At 35.2% G+C, this 18,371-nt stretch carries 17 protein-coding genes; 7 read left to right on the top strand and 10 right to left on the bottom strand.

The window, feature by feature from the left end; translation table 11 throughout:
* The first annotated feature begins 65 nt into the window (after nucleotides 1-65).
* Both QZU75_RS03815 and QZU75_RS03810 read left to right on the top strand, forming a co-directional pair.
* Nucleotides 66-2,960 carry a carboxypeptidase-like regulatory domain-containing protein gene (locus QZU75_RS03815; RefSeq protein WP_296881628.1) on the top strand — a complete coding sequence of 965 codons (2,895 nt, stop codon included), beginning with the start codon at nucleotides 66-68 and terminating at the stop codon, nucleotides 2,958-2,960.
* A 197-nt stretch (nucleotides 2,961-3,157) separates the two neighbouring features.
* Entirely contained in the window at nucleotides 3,158-3,508 is a 351-nt protein-coding gene (locus tag QZU75_RS03810) for a hypothetical protein (protein WP_296881627.1), read from the top strand.
* 30 nt (nucleotides 3,509-3,538) lie between these two features.
* Here QZU75_RS03810 and QZU75_RS03805 read toward each other — a convergent pair whose 3' ends face one another.
* The 5 genes from QZU75_RS03805 to QZU75_RS03785 all read right to left on the bottom strand — a co-directional run bounded on the left by QZU75_RS03805 (nucleotide 3,539) and on the right by QZU75_RS03785 (nucleotide 7,144).
* Nucleotides 3,539-4,552, bottom strand: a complete 1,014-nt coding sequence (locus QZU75_RS03805) for an ArsA family ATPase (protein ID WP_296881626.1) — start codon at nucleotides 4,550-4,552, stop codon at nucleotides 3,539-3,541.
* A gap of 506 nt (nucleotides 4,553-5,058) precedes the next feature.
* Nucleotides 5,059-5,340 carry a hypothetical protein gene (locus QZU75_RS03800; protein WP_296881625.1) on the bottom strand — a complete coding sequence of 94 codons (282 nt, stop codon included), beginning with the start codon at nucleotides 5,338-5,340 and terminating at the stop codon, nucleotides 5,059-5,061.
* Nucleotides 5,333-5,629, bottom strand: a complete 297-nt coding sequence (locus tag QZU75_RS03795; RefSeq protein ID WP_296881624.1) for a hypothetical protein — start codon at nucleotides 5,627-5,629, stop codon at nucleotides 5,333-5,335. The genes QZU75_RS03800 and QZU75_RS03795 overlap by 8 nt, the downstream gene beginning before the upstream one ends.
* A gap of 123 nt (nucleotides 5,630-5,752) precedes the next feature.
* Nucleotides 5,753-6,526, bottom strand: a complete 774-nt coding sequence (locus QZU75_RS03790; protein ID WP_296881623.1) for a DUF389 domain-containing protein — start codon at nucleotides 6,524-6,526, stop codon at nucleotides 5,753-5,755.
* Nucleotides 6,527-6,751: 225 nt separating this feature from the next.
* Nucleotides 6,752-7,144: a hypothetical protein gene (locus tag QZU75_RS03785; RefSeq protein WP_296881622.1), complete on the bottom strand. Its 393-nt coding sequence runs from the start codon at nucleotides 7,142-7,144 to the stop codon at nucleotides 6,752-6,754.
* A gap of 63 nt (nucleotides 7,145-7,207) precedes the next feature.
* On the opposite strand from QZU75_RS03785, the gene QZU75_RS03780 reads away from it, so the two are divergent.
* Nucleotides 7,208-7,996, top strand: coding sequence for an NAD+ synthase (locus QZU75_RS03780; RefSeq protein WP_363139636.1), 789 nt, complete (start codon nucleotides 7,208-7,210; stop codon nucleotides 7,994-7,996).
* A 10-nt stretch (nucleotides 7,997-8,006) separates the two neighbouring features.
* Nucleotides 8,007-10,862: a leucine--tRNA ligase gene (gene leuS, locus QZU75_RS03775; protein WP_296881620.1), complete on the top strand. Its 2,856-nt coding sequence runs from the start codon at nucleotides 8,007-8,009 to the stop codon at nucleotides 10,860-10,862.
* Nucleotides 10,863-10,892: 30 nt separating this feature from the next.
* Here the strand turns inward: leuS and QZU75_RS03770 are convergent, their stop codons facing one another.
* The gene (locus QZU75_RS03770; RefSeq protein ID WP_296881619.1) at nucleotides 10,893-11,531 is read right to left on the bottom strand and encodes a 4'-phosphopantetheinyl transferase superfamily protein; all 639 of its coding nucleotides are present in this window, start codon (nucleotides 11,529-11,531) and stop codon (nucleotides 10,893-10,895) included.
* A gap of 98 nt (nucleotides 11,532-11,629) precedes the next feature.
* Between QZU75_RS03770 and QZU75_RS03765 the strand changes: the two genes are divergently transcribed.
* Nucleotides 11,630-12,490, top strand: a complete 861-nt coding sequence (locus QZU75_RS03765) for an alpha/beta hydrolase fold domain-containing protein (protein WP_296881618.1) — start codon at nucleotides 11,630-11,632, stop codon at nucleotides 12,488-12,490.
* On the opposite strand, the gene QZU75_RS03760 is transcribed toward QZU75_RS03765, so the two are convergent.
* Complete coding sequence (locus tag QZU75_RS03760; RefSeq protein WP_296881617.1) at nucleotides 12,485-13,216, bottom strand: tRNA (adenine-N1)-methyltransferase; 732 nt, start codon at nucleotides 13,214-13,216, stop codon at nucleotides 12,485-12,487. The two genes, QZU75_RS03765 and QZU75_RS03760, sit on opposite strands and share 6 nt — an antisense overlap.
* 9 nt (nucleotides 13,217-13,225) lie before the next feature.
* On the bottom strand, nucleotides 13,226-14,185 hold the full coding sequence (locus QZU75_RS03755; RefSeq protein WP_296881616.1) for a zinc metalloprotease HtpX: 960 nt from the start codon (nucleotides 14,183-14,185) through the stop codon (nucleotides 13,226-13,228).
* Nucleotides 14,186-14,335: 150 nt separating this feature from the next.
* Between QZU75_RS03755 and QZU75_RS03750 the strand changes: the two genes are divergently transcribed.
* Nucleotides 14,336-15,283, top strand: a complete 948-nt coding sequence (locus tag QZU75_RS03750) for a replication factor C small subunit (RefSeq protein ID WP_296881615.1) — start codon at nucleotides 14,336-14,338, stop codon at nucleotides 15,281-15,283.
* A 9-nt stretch (nucleotides 15,284-15,292) separates the two neighbouring features.
* Nucleotides 15,293-16,783: a replication factor C large subunit gene (locus tag QZU75_RS03745; RefSeq protein WP_296881614.1), complete on the top strand. Its 1,491-nt coding sequence runs from the start codon at nucleotides 15,293-15,295 to the stop codon at nucleotides 16,781-16,783.
* Here the strand turns inward: QZU75_RS03745 and QZU75_RS03740 are convergent.
* Nucleotides 16,780-17,469, bottom strand: coding sequence for an ATPase (locus tag QZU75_RS03740; protein WP_296881613.1), 690 nt, complete (start codon nucleotides 17,467-17,469; stop codon nucleotides 16,780-16,782). The genes QZU75_RS03745 and QZU75_RS03740 overlap by 4 nt on opposite strands.
* 1 nt (nucleotide 17,470) lies before the next feature.
* Nucleotides 17,471-18,319 (bottom strand): shikimate dehydrogenase, encoded by an 849-nt coding sequence (locus QZU75_RS03735; RefSeq protein ID WP_296881612.1) that lies wholly within the window; start codon nucleotides 18,317-18,319, stop codon nucleotides 17,471-17,473.
* Between the last annotated feature and the right edge of the window lie 52 nt (nucleotides 18,320-18,371).

Below are 18,371 nucleotides of genomic sequence, written 5' to 3'. Positions count from 1 at the left end.
TCATATATACAAGATTTCATACTTTAATTGTTGATTTTAAAAAATTGACAGTTAAGGTAGATTATATGAATAAAAAAATAAACGCCATATGTTTCATTTTCTTACTTCTGTTTTTAATTACGGCAGTATCTGCTGCGGATAATAGAAATGAAACATCACAAATTATATCACAACCTGATCCTCAAGAGGATTTATGTAAAGTTAATGTAGAAAGCAGCAACGAACTGAAGGCAATTAATGACGAGAAAATAAGTGCAGCGTCCACAGCTCCAAAAGCTGATGCGGCAAAGAAAAAGATTACGATAAGTGCTCCAAATGTGAATATGTACTATAAGGACGGAAGCAAATTTAGTGCAACTTTAAAATATCAAAAAAAGGTAATTTCAAACGCAAAAATTAAAATTCAAATCAACGGAGAGACATATACAAAAACTACGGACAAAACGGGAAAGGTTTCTTTAAATCTCAATTTAAAAAGTGGAAAATATACTGTTTTAACAAGCTGTAGCGGAAACAGTGAATTCCAGTCTGCAAGCGCTAAAAGCACAGTAACAATCAAAAGTACCATAAAAGCCAGTGATTTTACAAAATACTACAAAAATACAGCATCCTACACGGCCACCTTTTATGATAAAAAGGGAAAGGTAGTGAAAGACACTTCAATAAAGTTTAAATTAAACAGCAAAACATATTCTGTAAAAACAAACAAGAAAGGTGCTGCAAAACTTGCAGTTGATTTAAAGCCCGGAACATATAGCATTTCACTGACAAATTCAAAGACTTCAGAGACAATTACAAAAACAGTTACAATAAAATCTCTGATTGTCACAGATGACCTCACAGTCAGTGAAAACAAAAAGGCCAGATTCAATGTGAAAATTCTTGACAGCAGCGGAAAAGCGTCAGCCAAGCAGAAAGTAACAATAAAGGCAGCCGGCAAAACTTATACAAAAACAACAAACAGCAAAGGAACAGCATCAATTGAATTAAGTTTGAATCCTGGAGAATACACAGTAACAACCCAATATACAAATCTAAAATCAACCAATAAGATAACAGTAAACGAACTAATAAAAACATCCAGATTCACACATAGAATATTAATTCCGGACTATGTTAATGTGACAACCACCCATGTCTTTGAAAATTCCGTATACACTCTTAAAAGCGGACTGTACGGCATAATAAAAATGCCGAAAAACGAGATTTTCACAATTGAAATCAACGGCAAAAGCCATCTTTTTTCAAACGTTAAATTTGACGGAGTGACATCAACAATTATCGGATACAAATACCATCTCATACCCTTTGACGGAAGTCCCGTGATAAGCGACACAAAGAGAAACAATTTAAAGGGCAACGGAATAATAATTTCAAAAACAAAAGGGTTTACACAAATCGACTATCAGTCCAGCACCAAAGGGAATGTTGAATTATTCGGATTTTATGCAGATAAAGGCCTTCAAAACAGTGAAACATTTACATATTTGCAAAATGACAAAATAACCGCTCGCGTTAATGTAATGACACAAAATTTTGATGAGATGGGATTGAAATATAGCCTGTCAAAATTCTACCAGAAGACAATATATGATTTTAACTATAAAAGCTATGATGAAATTACAAACCACAATACGAATTCCATAAAATTTGTAAATTCAAATACGCCGGTTACATTTACATATTTTGGAAACAGCATTGAAGGACGCATTCCAAAAGAAGACATAATTACCAAATTCACTGTCAACGGCAGGGAAGAACTTGAAAAAAGAGAAACAATAAGCTATGGATTAGCTGAAAAATATCGAAAAAGCATAGGTTTCGAGGTTTTACAGGCCTACAGCATCATTACCGGGAAAATTACTCCAAACATCCTGAAGAATTGGGAAGACAGCAAAAAACTTTACTTGGACAGATTTGGAGTGATGAATGCTTATGGAATGCATCTGATTTCACTTGAGACTACATGGCTTGCAGACAAACTAGCCGATGAATATTCTTCCAAATTTGACGTGACTTGGAAAAGAGGGCACGCAGTGACCATACTTGGGGGAATTAATCTTGAAGATACATATTTGAATATTTTAAATGCAGATATGGGAATGGACGTTAAAGGAAATGAGGAAAACATTACTTTATTCAGGCTTATAAATTCACTTCAGCTGCCAAATATTGAGGAGTACTGTCTGGATTCGATTTCTGAGAGATATTATGATTTCGTTACAAACTCACAGGACAATATTTTCATAGCCATGAACAACAACAAAAGCAGCATGGCGCAGATAGGCGAAATGATGTATATACTGGCAGAAGACGGAAGCAACTCAGCCATCATCGTCAACACAACCAGCGGTGTTGCAAGTGTTATCTATTCCCACAACGATGCAACATATAAGGGATCATCAATATCAACGAATTGTGACTGCTGCAGCATTGTACAAATACCCGAATATATCATAGGCGGAGTCAACAGTGCTTTGAATCTATTTACACAGGCAAAAAATAAGGTAGGTGATTTTTTAGACAAAATCCATCCCATGAGCAAAATGGCATACAAAGTTTTATCAAATATCGGTGGCAAAGTACTAACTGGCGTTACAAAAGTAGGTTTAGGAATGATATCCACAATGGTTTTCATACAGCAAACCGGATCGGATGCGAGAAACGAATTTATTGATGAAAAAGATTGGCATACTATCATGGACACAATTACTTTAACCAGACCGGGTTATCAGCAGAACCGTAAAATCTACAATATTCCAAACAGCAAAGGCGGATACGATTATATAGAAGTCGAAATCAACAACGATATGACCCTGAACAGGAATAATGCATTATATATCAGCGAAGGCCAAACACGGAAATTATCAAAAGATGAAACCTACAGATATTTCACTGACGAATCATGGACCCCATTCAACGTGCCTTCGAAATATTGGGACAGCAGCTGGAGGCGGTGAAATGAAAATAATAGAATATTTTAAAAAACAGTCCAGAATAATGCAGATTCTAGACGTCATATTTATTATATGCCTTTTATACAATATTATCCTGATGAGTTTAGGTATGCGCTTTAACGGTGCAATAACAACACTGATAGGAATTATAATATGTGTTAATTTAGTAAATTACTTTATTAGCTAATGCAGGTGATATGATGAATAAAATAGAAATAATATTTATAGCAATATTAATGGCAATATTAGTTTTCTGCATATATGCAGTGCCAAAATATTTATTTGTATATCTTTTCTTGCTGGCTTTAGCCGTAATATACATTTCCATGACATTTTTGGTCAAGTACAGAGGAAAATATGAAAACCGCACATTATCAATTATATTCTGCATAGTGGGAATAATTCTCTTTATAATATACTTTGTAAATTCCGTCTATATGGATTTTACAAGCAAAGGATCAACTGCAGACGGATTGCTAATACTGGCATTATTCATTATCAGCATGTGTCTTGGATGGTTTTTTGAAGAAAAAAAGAGGAATAAAAGTTAAAATTTATTTATTTTAACTTATTTTAATTTTTTAAAGCTGAATAGCTTCCTGAGTAACTTCATCGTTGTCCTCATCATCATATAAGATGTGAGCTAATTTTAATAATTTTTCCTGACCTTTAACTTCATCCTTAAATAAAGGAACTTCAGCAACGTGCTGGTTTGGGAATTTTTGGTCGATTAAAGCTAAACGCTTTTGCTGTAATTTATGTCTTGAATGACAGAACTCGCAATCACATATATCAGGCATTACCTGATTTACAATAACGCTGTCCACAGTGATATCATGTTTGCCCAGTGCTTCAAGAGCTCTTTCAGATTCATAAATTGACATTTCTTCAGGAATTACAACCATTTTAAAGGTTGTTCTGTTAGGGTCAGATAATACTTCTTTTGCTTTGTCAATTTGTTCTTTAGTTCTTTTTAAGTCTTCAGAAGTTTGAGGATCATCAACTGAATCCATAAACGGCATGATTTTCTTTAAGGCATTAGTTGCTCCACCTAATTTTGCTTTAAGCATCATCATTTTACCCACCCATGAATCCATTACTTCAGGGAAGGACAGCAATCTCAAAGTGTGGCCAGTTGGTGCTGTATCAAAAACAACAACATCATATTCATCAGAATTCATTACAGCCATGAACATTTCAAATGCGGCAGCTTCATCAGCACCAGGTGAAGATGATGCCATATCCAATTGGTCAGCTAAAAAGTCCATGCCTAAAAGTCCTCCGGAATCATCAGGATTTGCAGCTTTTTCAGCTTCTAGCTGTGCTTGTTTTTGAGCCATAGCCACATCCGGATCGATTTCAACTGCAAATAAATTTGTTTTGATTTCACGAGGATAGTTGCCGATAGGAACTTCAAGTGAATCAGAAAGTGAATGTGCAGGGTCAGTAGAAACAATTAAAGTTTTTTTACCTTGTTCAGCCAACCATAATGCAGTAGCAGAAGATACAGAAGTTTTTCCAACTCCTCCTTTTCCACCAATGAAAATAAATGTTGTTTTATCTTTATTGAATTTAAAATAATCTTTAAATGCCAAGTAATTAACCTCCTTATAATAATCTTACTTTTAGTTACTAATTGTAACTTTAATTTCTTATAGTATATAAATTTACTTATTCAAGCATTATTGCAATCTTCAAATTTATAGAATAATATCCCATTTCAGATGAATCATTAAACATTTCGTTGATTTCATTAATGATGATTTTTAAAGCTTTGAAATTTAATTATATTTATTAATTATACTTTAACGAGTTTTGATAATTTAATTTTTTGGCCAAGATTCGTTTTAAAAAAATGGTTAGTATATGAAATTCAATTATGAGTGAACATGAAAAAGATTATTATTGATGAAAAAAATAGTTTATTTTATAAATTTTCCACGGAAAAGTGGTTATTATATGAAAAATATTTTCAGCTGTTTGTCCTTTTTACCTGATTCGAATCATTATTCTCATCAAATCTAATGCAGTTAAAAACAGTAATGTTCATTTAAACTTGAATAGATTGATTTTTTAAAATAAACTAAAAAAAAATAAGAGATTATGGGAAAAGAGATACACCCATAGCCTCAATCATTGATTGAACACCCAATATAATAATAGCTACCCCACCGAATATTTCAATATAATCGGCATATTTTATAGCTACCTTTGTTCCGTATGCACCAAGTAAAAGCCATATTACAACAGCAATTAAACTTAATCCCCCTAAAATGAACGGATTAACATGTGCAACTGCACCTTGTGATGCAAGAATCAAGTTTTCTATGTTTCCAAAAATAAGCAAACCTGTAAATGGAGCATAGTCTCTTAAATTAACCATGATTTTCGCCCCTTTTTTTTGCATTAATATTTTTGACAGCTTCATATATTGCCTGAATACCCAATATTACAATCGCAAGACCACCGATGAATGTGATGTAGTTTGAATATTGAAGTGCAACTTCTGTTGCTACGGTTCCAATAATCAACCATATGATTACTGCAATTATACTTAATCCACCTAATATTTTAATATCCACACCCTGAACAACACCCTGTGATGCCAAAATCAGGTTTTCTATATTTCCAAATATAATTAGCCCTATAAAAGGCAAATATACTTCTAACAAATTTATCACCTATTTAAATTTTTATCATTATTGATATTTAAATGCTAATATTACTTTTATCCAATGTATTTGAATACAAATAAGATGCAGAACAGCCACAACTTCTCCAGTAGATGCCACTTCTTAAATCACCATATAATAAACCGCTATGATACTAGGTATCGCAAGTAAAATTGTATTTCGAATCATGATAAAACGGCGTATTTTCCATTGTTTAGGTGTTATATCTTTTACTTTCGGGATTTTCAAAACAGTAAGAATAACACATGCCGCCAAGAAGATGAAATACGCATTAAGGATAAACAGATACCCTGCACCAAGGAGCATGTCCGGCCTGCCGTTTGCAATAGAATATCCGCAGGTACATAACGGAGGCATCAGTGCAGTTGCAATTGCAACACCTGGAATAACAGTGTTTGTTTTATCATCTCTGGTTTGCCCTATGATTCCAGCAATTCCACCGAAGAATGCAATGAGTACATCATAAAAAGACGGGGAAGTTCTTGCAAGCAGTTCTACAGTCGGTTCCTTAACGGGAGAGAGGAAAAAATAAATTGAAGCTGCAGTGACACTGATTGCAATCTGCAAAGCGAAACCGACCATATGATTTCGAAGCAGAGGATAATCACCAGAAACACTTCCATATGCTGACGCCAAAATACTTCCCATTATAGGTGAAATCAGCATTGCACCGATAATGACTGCAGTTGAACTCATGTTAAGACCAACAGAAGCAATCACCATTGCACAAACAAGCACACACATATTGGTTCCTGTAACTCGTCCGCCATCCAAAAGACGTGACCGAATCTCTTCATTTGATGCTGAATCCTCCGACAATGAAAACGCCTTTTTGATTTTTTCCTTTACAGTTTCATTTTGTTCTTTTAAACTCATATTTCATTACCCCATATCCCATAATCCATAGACACATAAACATGCTTGAAATGTAAGATTTCAATGTTTTTTATCAATCTCACTTCAAAAGGCAATATTTCATCATTTCAAGCCAGTCCACTTAAAAACTTTTTTTTAAATGTATGATATTGATATCATTTAAAATTTTTAATTTTTTTAATATATAAACATTAGAAAATATCCCAGCATAGACGAAATGCAAAACTAATTATCCCAATTACTGATGTGCCATTTTGCCTCAATTTTTACAAAGCTGACAACAGAATCCGATATGACCCTGAGTTCCTTGTCATTAACTTCAACAGTTAATCTGACTTTAGCTATCAGGGAAGCGGAATCGTCATCGTCAAATAATATTGTAGGATCCAGAATTTCACTAATGCTGAACTTTAAAGTGCCGTCACCCACATCACCGATAAACTCCTCTTTGGACTGAGGCCCTATAAGATTAATGAATTTGTCAGCATCTAAAATGATTTCGTTTAACTTATCCAGATTTTTATCAATGAGCGCCTGCTGAAACTCCATAAACCTGTCAACAATTTCCCGGTCAGCACCTGAAAATGATTTTTCACAAATAAGATTTACATTTGACATAATATAGTTTATAAATTAATAAGTACATATTATTTTATGTTAAAGGATAAAGTTGGTGAAATTTTGAGTGAACTTCCAAAAATCGATTTAGAAAAGACAAAATCCAACATTGTTGAATTCATAAAATCCAAAGTTAATGAGGCCAGAAGTGACGGAATAGCTATTGGATTGAGTGGAGGAATCGATTCAACTCTTGTGGCATACTTGGCCTGCGAGGCTGTTGGTCATGACAATGTATTTGGAATTGTAATGCCATCCTCAACAACACCTGCCGAAGATAAAATTCATGGAATCGAAATAGCGCAGAATTTAGGAATTGATTACAGAGAAATTGCTATTGACAGTATTTTAAATGAATATTTATCCGTTACACAACTTGACAATAATGATTTGGCCATCGGAAACCTGAAAGCCAGAATCAGAATGTCAGTGCTTTATTATTATGCAAACTTTAAAAATTACCTTGTCATCGGAACAGGTAACAAAAGCGAAATCCTGATTGGTTATTTTACAAAACATGGAGATGGCGCATGTGACATGGAACCTATCGGAGATTTATACAAAAGTGAAGTTTTTAAATTAAGCAAACATTTAGGCATTTCCAAAGAAATCGTTGAAAAACCGCCACGTGCAGGTTTATGGGACAACCAGACAGATGAAGATGAAATTGGAATGAGCTATGATTTGCTTGACAAGATTCTATATCTTTTTAGTGAAAAGGATATGAAAAATGTTGAAATTGCTGAAAAACTGGATATTTCAGTAAATGACGTTGATATGATTATTTCAAAAATTAAAAGGAGCGCACACAAAAGCAAAGTTCCTGAAAGTCCTCAAAAAACAATATTATAATGGTGATTTAGTGAGCGAAAATATTGAAAAGAAATGGCAGAAAAAATGGGCAGATGCAAAACTTTTTGAATCTAACCCTGACGAGAGAGAAAAATTATTCCTTACCGTAGCATTTCCATACCCAAGTGGAGCAATGCATATAGGACACGGACGTACATATACCGTGCCTGACGTTTATGCAAGATTTAAAAGAATGGAAGGCTACAACGTACTGTTTCCAATGGCATGGCACGTTACAGGTGCACCGGTAATTGGAATTGCAGACAGGATTAAAAGAAAAGACCCTTGGACACTGGATTTATATGAAAGGGTTCACGGAGTTCCAAAAGAAACACTGCCTCAACTGGAAGACCCTGAATTTATCGTCAAATACTTCTCTACAGAATACCATGAAGTAATGGAGGAAATGGGTTATTCAATCGACTGGAGACGTGAATTCAGAACAATCGATCCGACCTACAAAAAATTCATTGAATGGCAAATTACTACATTATATGAAAAAGGACTGGTTGCAAAAGGAGAACACCCTGTAAAATACTGTCCGAACTGTGACAACCCTGTAGGAGACCACGATTTACTTGAAGGTGAAGGAGTAGGTGTAAACGAATTGACTCTTTTAAAATTCACTATCGGCGATAAAGTTTTAGTAACAGCAACATTAAGGCCTGAAACCATTGTCGGTGCAACCAACATCTGGTTAAATCCTGACGTGGAATACGTTCTGGTTAATGCCGAAGGTGAAAAATGGGTAGTTACAAAAGAAGCTCACTACAATTTACAGCACCAAATTAAAGATTTGGAAATTATTGAAGAAATTGATCCTAATGACTTAATTGGTAAAATGGCTACAAATCCATTTACCGGCGATGAACTGCCAATCTTCCCGGCAAGCTTTGTAAGTGCATCCTACGGAAGCGGAGTCGTATTTTCAGAACCTGCCGATGCGCCTGCTGATTATATCGCACTTCAGGATTTAAAAAATAATGAAGAATTGATAGCCAAATACAATTTAGAGGGCATTATTGAAAATGTGGTGCCGATTCCTGTATGTACCCTAAAAGGCTATGGAGAAATTCCAGCTGCAGACATCATCGAAAGACTTGGAATTACAGACCAGAACGATGAAAAACTTCACGAAGCTACAAATGAATTATACAAACAGCAGCACAGTAAAGGTACAATCATCGAATCAATCCCTGACTTTGGAGGTATGAAAGTCCGTTTTGCACGTGAAGAGTTAAAAGAAAAACTTATTTCAGAAAATATGGCTACAATCATGTACGACTTTGCAGAAAGGCCAATCGTGTGCAGATGCGGAAACAACTGTGTTGTTAAAATCATGGACGACCAGTGGTTTATGAAATACGGTAACGAAGAATGGACCGAAAAAACCCTGGAAGTACTTGAAGGCGAAACAATCATTCCTAAAGAAATCAAGAATAACTTTGAATATTATCTCAACTGGCTGGATGACTGGGCATGTTCCAGAAAAGTAGGACTTGGAACAAGACTTCCATGGGACAATCAATGGTTAATTGAACCATTAACCGACTCAACCATTTACATGTCCTATTACTCAATTGCAAAATACCTAAGAGACATGAATCCTGATGATTTAAACAGAGCATTTTTCGATAAAGTTCTTTTAAATAAAGATTCCGGTGAAATCACAGTGCCTGAAGACAAAGTTAAAGAAATCCAAGATGAATTTAACTATTGGTATCCATTAGATTGGAGGTTATCTGCAAAAGACCTTGTAGGTAATCACTTAAGCTTTTTAATGTTCCACCACAGTGCAATTTATCCGAAAGACAAATGGCCTAGAGGAACTGTAGTATTCGGTATGGGACTTTTAGAAGGAAATAAAATGTCTTCATCAAAAGGTAATGTAATTCTTCTTAAAGATGCAATAAAAGATTATACCGCTGATGTCGTAAGGCTTTTCCTGATGGCTTCTGCTGAACCATGGCAAGACTTTGACTGGAGAGAAAAAGAAGTTCTCGGTACCAAAAGAAGACTTGAATGGTTTAGGGAATTTGCAGCAAATGTTGAACAAATCAAAGGTTCACCTCTCGATTTAAGCAACATTGAAAAAGTTGAACTTAAACGTACAATTGATTTATGGATGATAAGTCAGCTTAACCAGCATGTTAAAAATGCAACCGAAGCTCTGGAAGTTTTCCAAACCAGACAGGCTTTACAGGATTCCTTATTCTTACTTAAAAAGGATGTTGACCACTACTTATACCGTGTGAAACATATTATTGATGATAAAGACCCTGCAGTTATTTACGTCTTGTCAACTGTCCTTGAAGCATGGATCAGGCTTTTAGCACCATTTACTCCACACACTTCTGAAGAGTTATGGGCAAAATACGGCGGTGCAGGCTTTGTAAGTGAAGCAAGCTGGCCTGAAGCTGATGAGGAATCAGTAAGCGTGGAAATTGAAAAATCAGAAGAATTAGTGCAAAATATCATCAAGGATATTACACAAATCAAGAAAATGGTTAAAGGAGACATTTCAAAAGTCCATGTTTATCTTGCTCCTGACTGGAAATGGGAATTATACAAAATAGCTGACGAAGTCGGAAAACCTGATATCGGTCAGATTATGGGCAGAGCCATCAAAGCCAACATTTACGATGATAAAAAAGAAATAGCTATGGTGGCCAAAAAAATCGGTAAAGAAATGACAAAAACAAGATACATCGGTAAAATCAATGAAGAAGAAATTTTAACTGATGCTTTAGACTACATTAAAGAAGAAATCAACAGTGACGTCATTATACACACCGATGACTCATACGATCCGCAAAACAAGGCAAGAAATGCAATGCCTTATAAACCAGCTATATTTATGGAATAGATTTTTCTATTCCCAACTTATTTTTTTTTGTTAAATAATCAATCCACCGACTATTTTATATTCCTCAGCTTTCACAACATCATATGCGGAGCAAACCGCCAGTTTATAATCTTCAACATCGAATAAATTAAATTTAAGATTGTCTTTATCATTTTTTAAAGTTATTTTATCATCAATGACTATCTGAAAACTGTCAAGGTCCAAATTAAATCCCAAACCTGTATACTTCATGTATGACTCTTTTAAAACCCAATAATTAAAAAACTCATCACTCGGATTATCTGATTTCATGATGCTTTCATACTCTTCATTGAAGAAATAATTTTTAGCTATGTTTAAATCAATTGCAGGGTCGTTAAATTCAACATCAACACCAACTTCCATATCAGATATTGCACATGCAACCATTTTACCCGAATGACTCATATTAAAATAGATATCATCATAGTTAGATATGTATGACTTGCCATATTTTCCCAGTTTAAATGAAGGATTGCTGATGCCAATTTCTGACAACATTTTTTTCAAAAGCAGATATGCCCCGCAGCTCAGCTTTTTATCCTTTTCAAAGCGGAACCTGTCGACCTTGATTTTTCTACTTTCAGGAAGAAACCTGTATGCCCTTTTCAAGTTTAATTTTTCTATATTGCAATAAGCCAGTTTTATCATGTTAACCCTAAGCGATAATTTCCTTACTACTAATTTTTATTATAGAATTAATAAATTATTCTTTATCTGATTGATAAAAATTATTTTTGGTGCATTACATGTCAAAGTCATTTATCGCAAAAATAGAAGAAGCCATATTAAAATCTACAAAGCCTGACTATATGGTTTCACAGGAAAAAATAGACAAATTCCTAGTAAAAAAATCAAATTCGGCTGAAAAGGAAGTAAAAAGCTTTTTTAAAAGCATTGATTTTAACGGAACGCAGGTTTTTACATTCGGAGATGAAAAATCCGAAAACACCATTGTCTTCATGCACGGCGGAGCTTACGTAAATGAAATCAATTACCAGCACTTTCTATATTGCCAGTTACTTGCAAAAAGATTAAACGCTTATGTTTTAGCCCCTGTTTATCCTCTTGCACCTCTGCACAGTGCAGAAGAAAGCTTCGACATGATTACTGAATTATATAAACATCTCCTTGACAATAATAGCAGAATCACATTAATAGGAGATTCCGCAGGAGGAGGATTCGTATTATCATTTGCACAATATATAAAAAGCATCAATCTGGCTCAGCCTGCTCACATCATAACCTTTTCACCATGGGTCGACATTTCCATGAGCAATACTCCCTATGATGATAAAAACGATCCGATTTTAGGTGAAATCGGCCTTAGAGAAATCGGCAAATCATGGGCAGGAAATCTGGATACCAAAGATTATAAAGTTAGTCCTCTTTTTGGAGACTGCACCGACCAGGCACCTACATTAATATTTGCAGGCACCAACGAGATATTCTACAAAGATATCGTGAAATATGTTGAAAAACTTAAAAGCAGCAACGTTAATGTTAAATTCATAACAGGTGATGGACTGTTTCACATCTATCCGCTTTTCCCGATTCCTGAAGCGAAAGGTGCATTTGGAGAAATAAAAAAAGTATTTAAAAAATTATAATTTTCTGGCAAACAGCAGATATCCGCTGTGACCAACCATACGTGTTTTTGGCCTGATGCCCTGCTGGCGAACTTCAAGACCACGTTCCAGAAGTTCAATGATTTCAAGATCATAAAAGCCCAGCTTTTTAGCTACACGATAAGAAACTTCAGCCTGACCAATGTATGGTGCGTAAATAGCCATCCATCCGCCAAGATTTAAAGCATCCCAAACCTCTTCAAATATTTCATAAGGCTTAGGAAGATCTAAAAAGACCAAATCGACATTATCCTCATCAATTCCGTCCTTTATATTTTTATTTTTAACAGTTATATTGGTAATTCCAAAATTATCAATATTTTTCTTTGCAACCTCTGAGAAATCTTCACGAATCTCATAGGTAAATACATGGCCTTCAGGACCTACAACATTTCCGAAATTGAGAGCAATAGCTCCTGCACCCGTTCCTGCATCAACTACACGTGATCCTGAACCCAGGCCTGTGTGGGCCAATACCTGTCCGATATCTTTTTGAACAAGTATTGAACAGCGTCTTTCCATTATGTCAATGAAATCGTTAATGTTAGGTTTCATGATTTTAAATGTGTGGTCAAGGTGACTTTTAACTTCATCACCTACCTCGGCATTATCCAATACATCTGCATCGACAATGCCAAAATCACTTTGAAACTCTTCACCAGGTTTTAAAACATATTTTTTCCCACGTTCATCTAAAATCATCTTCATAAATTACACCTAATTTTCTAATTCTGCTAATCTTTTTACTCTTTTTAAGGAATCCGGATGAGTGGAGAGAAGTTCCATGATTCCATTTGTTTTTGAAATTTTAATTTCTGAATTTGCAAGTCTTCTTAATTCTTCGTCAGAGATTTTTCCATCGCCGTCGAAATCTATCTGCTGGAAATCTGTAACGTCATGTTCTGCATTGTTTACATCATTTACAAAGAACGCCCTGTTGGTATTTACCTCATCAATAGTTTCTTTACTGCATCTTGCAGCTCCATAGGACAATTTGTATAATGCTGATACCAGTGCTGCAGGACGGTTTCCAAACTCAACGCTTGCCTCATCTGCATAATATTCACGGGTTCTTGAAATAAACAATACCAGAAGCTGTCCAAGCAGATAAAATAGATAACCTAAAATTCCAATCAGAATCCCTGCACCGTTGTCATTGTCTCCTGAAAACATAAATGACAATGCAAGATAATAACAAATCATCGGAACCACACTGACAGCAGCAGTTACTGCCATATCATTATGTTTGATATGACCCATTTCATGACCCAGCACTGCCCTTAACTCGTCATAGTCAAGTAAACCTAAAATCGGACGGGTAATTGCAATATGTCCGCTTCTGCTGGTTCTTCCATAAGCAAATGCATTCGGAATATTGATTAATGAGATACCTACTTCCGGTTTTGGAACATTAGCTTCACGGGCAAGTTCTTCAACCATTTTATGGATATGAGGCGCTTCAGCTTCAGATAATGGCCTCACATTCATTGAACGTTTAACCAAAGATGGTCCAAACCAGTATTGCAAGAATACAATAGCAAAGCTCACACCTGCGTATAATCTCCAGCTGCTAATTCCCAAATATCTGCTTACGAGAAATACCAGAAAGTAAACAGCGGAAAACATGATTACTGAGGTCAGAATCATTCTCAACTTAAGTTTCCATGTGCCTCTCATTTTTAACACCTAAATAATTTTTGATAAATATTACTAATCAAATGCTCTCTTTAATTATATATTAGTTAGTTTTCATATATTTTAAAAGTTAAGCAAAAAATAATTTAACTACATGATACATAAATGTTACTATAAAAAAATGGTGATTAAATGAGCGGACCATGGGTAGAAAAATATAGACCACAAAAATTAGAAGACGTTGTAGGACAAAAACAAATCATTACCAGACTTGAAAAATATGTAGGCGAAGAAAGTATGCCTAACTTAATGTTTACAGGTCCGGCAGGTGTTGGAAAAACCACAACTGCACTTGCATTAGTCAAATCAATATTAGGAGAATACTGGAGACAAAACTTTTTGGAATTGAACGCTTCAGATGCAAGGGGAATTGACACAGTAAGAGACCGCATTAAAAATTTCTGCAGACTGAAACCTGTAGGCGCTCCATTCAGAATAATATTTCTGGACGAAGTTGACAACATGACTAAAGATGCACAGCATGCACTTAGACGTGAAATGGAAATGTATACAAAAACCGCTTCATTTATACTTTCATGTAATTACTCATCAAAAATTATCGACCCAATCCAATCAAGATGTGCTATATTCAGATTCGCTCCAATAAAAGGAGAGGAAATAGCTGAAAGATTAAAATTCATTTGCGAAAATGAAGGATTCGAAGCAGATGAAAAAGGTATTGAAACTATTGTCTATTTCGCTGAAGGAGACATGAGAAAAGCCGTCAATGTCTTGCAGGCAGCCGCATCAGAAGGTGAGGCAATAACAGAAGAATCTGTTTATGAAGTAGTATCCAAAGCAAAACCTCAGGAAATTGGAAACATGATAAATAAAGCTTTGGTTGGAGACTTTTTAGGTGCGAGAACCATATTGAGAGAAACAATGGTTCTGCAGGGAACAAGCGGCGAAGATATGGTAACTCAGATTTATCAGGAAGTTTCCAAAAGAGTTGTTGAAGGTAAAATGGAACCTGACTTTTACATTAACTTAATAGAAGCAATAGCAGAATGTGATTTTAGAATCAGAGAAGGAGCTAATCCAAGAATCCAGCTTGAAGCTCTTTTAACTAAATTCATTTAAGGTATAGAAATGTTATGGACTGACAAATACCGACCACAGACATTAGATGAAGTGGTAGGTAACAATAAAGAGAAAAAAATAATCCAGGAATGGGTTAAAACTTGGAAAAGTGGAAACCCTCAAAAACCGCTTCTCTTAGTAGGACCTCCAGGAATTGGAAAAACTACACTTGCCCTTGTTATTGCAAAAGAGTTTTCAGAACATATTGAACTTAATGCAAGTGATAAACGTTCACAGGATGTTATTAAAAGTACAGTTGGCGAGTCCTCTTCTTCAAGATCACTGTTTGGAGACGACTACAAGCTAATCATAATGGACGAAATAGACGGAATCCACGGAACAAACGATCGTGGAGGAGTAAAGGCAATCGGAGACATTATTAAAAACTCAAAGCATCCAATGATTTTAATGGCAAATGACTTTTACTCAAAACGTTTGCAATCCATTAAGCCAAAATGTACCGTAATTAAAATGCCTAAAATCAGAAGCCCCACCATCAGGAAGGCTTTAAGAGAAATAGCTCAAAAAGAAGAAATCAAAGCTAATCCAAAGGCATTGGATTTAATTGCTAAAAAATCAAATGGAGATATGCGATCAGCAATCAATACCCTTCAGGCATTGGCAGATAAGGATGAAGCACTGGAACCAAGGGATGTTGAAAACTTAAGAATCAAGGACGACAGATCCGATATTTTCAATGCTATAACCGGTGTTTTAAAAAGTAAAAATCCGCAGCATGTAAGGGAAGCCATGAGAGTGGATGAAGATCCTACACTTGTTATGGAATACATTGCCGAGAACATTCCAAGAGAATACACCAACAAAAATGAAATCAAGAAAGCTTATGAAAACATTGCAAAAGCTGATTTGTACTTTGGAAGAGCTCAAAGCAGCAGAAATTACGGTTACTGGAAATATGCAAGCGATTTTATGGGAATAGGAGTAAGTTCCTCCAAAAAAGAAACCTATAAAAAATTCTCAAAGATTCAGACTCCTACAATATTTACACTAATGGGAAGAAATAGAGGTAAAAGAAACCTCAGAGACGGAATCGCTGAGAAAATGTCTGAAAAAATGCATATCTCTCATGCAATAGCAATTTCAATGTTTCCGTACTTGGAGATAATGTTTCAAAACGATGAACTTGCATGGGAAATTTCTGACTTTCTGGAATTGGAAGATGATGAAATAAAAAGATTCAGGAAAAAGAAAATCCCTAAAAAAGTCGTAACCAAAATGGAAAAGCAAAAAGCTCAAATGAGAGTGGAAGAGCGTGACAAAAGGTTTGAAGCCCTTCAAAATCAGATGATGAATGCTGCTGAAGAAATTGAAGAAGCCGGCGAAACTCCTGAAGAGGAACTTCCATTCGATATTGACGGAATTGAATCTGAAGCTGAAGCTGAGGAAATCGAAACTGTCGAAGAGGAAATTCCAGAAGAAGAAAAAGAAGAAAAACCTAAAAAGAAAACTGACAAGCAGGTATCACTTTTCAGTTTTTAATCTTTATTTTTTAATTTTTGTTCGATAAATTCAGATGCACTGACGACATTTTCCCTGAATTGTGGAGCAACATCCTCTAAAAATTCGGAAAATGAGTTTGCCAGTTCATCATTATTTTCCTCTTCAATCAAATCATGACCGTCCATTTCCAAAAATGAATTAATCCAATCCAATGACACATTGGCCAACGGATAAATTTCATCATCCTTTTTAGGAATGTTTAATCCTTCACCATCAAAAATTCCTTCGAAAATAGTGTTTACCTTATCATCCAAAATTAATGGATTTACTTTTAAATCATAATTCCCTTCATAAATCAGTTCAACACCATATTTACGGGTATAAGGTTCCAGAAGCAGTTCACAGACATAATTATCTTCAGGCATTAATATTTTTGAGTTAGGTTTGATTTCCAATGTCAGTGTTTTGGCGGATTTTGAACAAATCTTTTGAAATAAACTGTTTCTTACAACTTCAATATCAGGATATTGCCTGTAAAATGTTTTTTCACGGGTTCTTGAAAATTTTGAAAACCTCAAGGAGTTAATGTAGATTTTTTGAGGAGTATATGAAATGAAACGACTATCCACACCGATAATCTTTAGAAATTTCAGCACGTCCTTTTTGGAATCTGAAAATTTCTCTTCATCAGATGTTAACCCTGAAATATCAAACATTAAATCCATATTATCTTCCTAAAAATTCATTAAGTGCCTTTTCCATAACACTGACTGGCGCATCCCGACCTGTCCATATCCTAAAGCTTTCAGCACCCTGATAAAGCAGCATTTTAATTCCGTATACAGGCTTTGCACCTGCTTTAATGGCTTCGCTTAAAAGTACTGTTTCATTCGGATTGTAAACCGCATCAAAAACAACAAGATCTTCATGCATATCTTCTGCAGCTGCAACAGGTTCATCGTCAATGTGAGGATGCATTCCAAGAGGAGTTGTATCAACTAGGATATCTGCATCGCCAAGAAGATTATCAATTTTTGAAATTGAGTCTGCATTAACATCTCCTATCAAATCAGACGCCAGAACATCACCTGCCAAACTTTGAGCTCTTTCAACATTCCTGTTCAATATTGTTATTGAAGCTGCTCCGAACTTGGCCAGGTAAAATGAAATTGCTCTTGAAGCACCTCCTGCACCTGCAACAATAACATCTTTATTTTTTATGCTTGTGACCTCTTCAATAGCTCGTATTGCACCTATTCCATCGGTATTGTATCCTTTCATATTTTTAAAATCTATTGTATTTACAGCACCAATCAATTCTGCAACTTCATCAAGCTCATCCAAGTACTGCATCACTTCAATCTTGTGAGGAATAGTTACATTGAATCCTTTGATGTTTAATGATTTGGCTCCTTCGATGGCTGATGACAAATCTTCAGGATTTACATCAAATGCAACATAAGCGTAATCCATGCCCAGCTCATCAAATGCGGCATTGTGCATTGGTGGTGAAAAACTATGTTCGACAGGATGGCCTATCAAACCTACAATATTTGTACTGCCTTTAATTTTCATATAATAATTAATTGATTAACAAAGATTATATAAATTTGTATGTACAAAATTT

This window comes from uncultured Methanobrevibacter sp. (assembly GCF_902764455.1).
Taxonomy (GTDB): Archaea; Methanobacteriota; Methanobacteria; order Methanobacteriales; family Methanobacteriaceae; genus Methanocatella.
The sequence above is the reverse complement of the archived record's forward strand: the minus strand, read 5'-3'. Positions and strand labels throughout refer to the sequence as shown.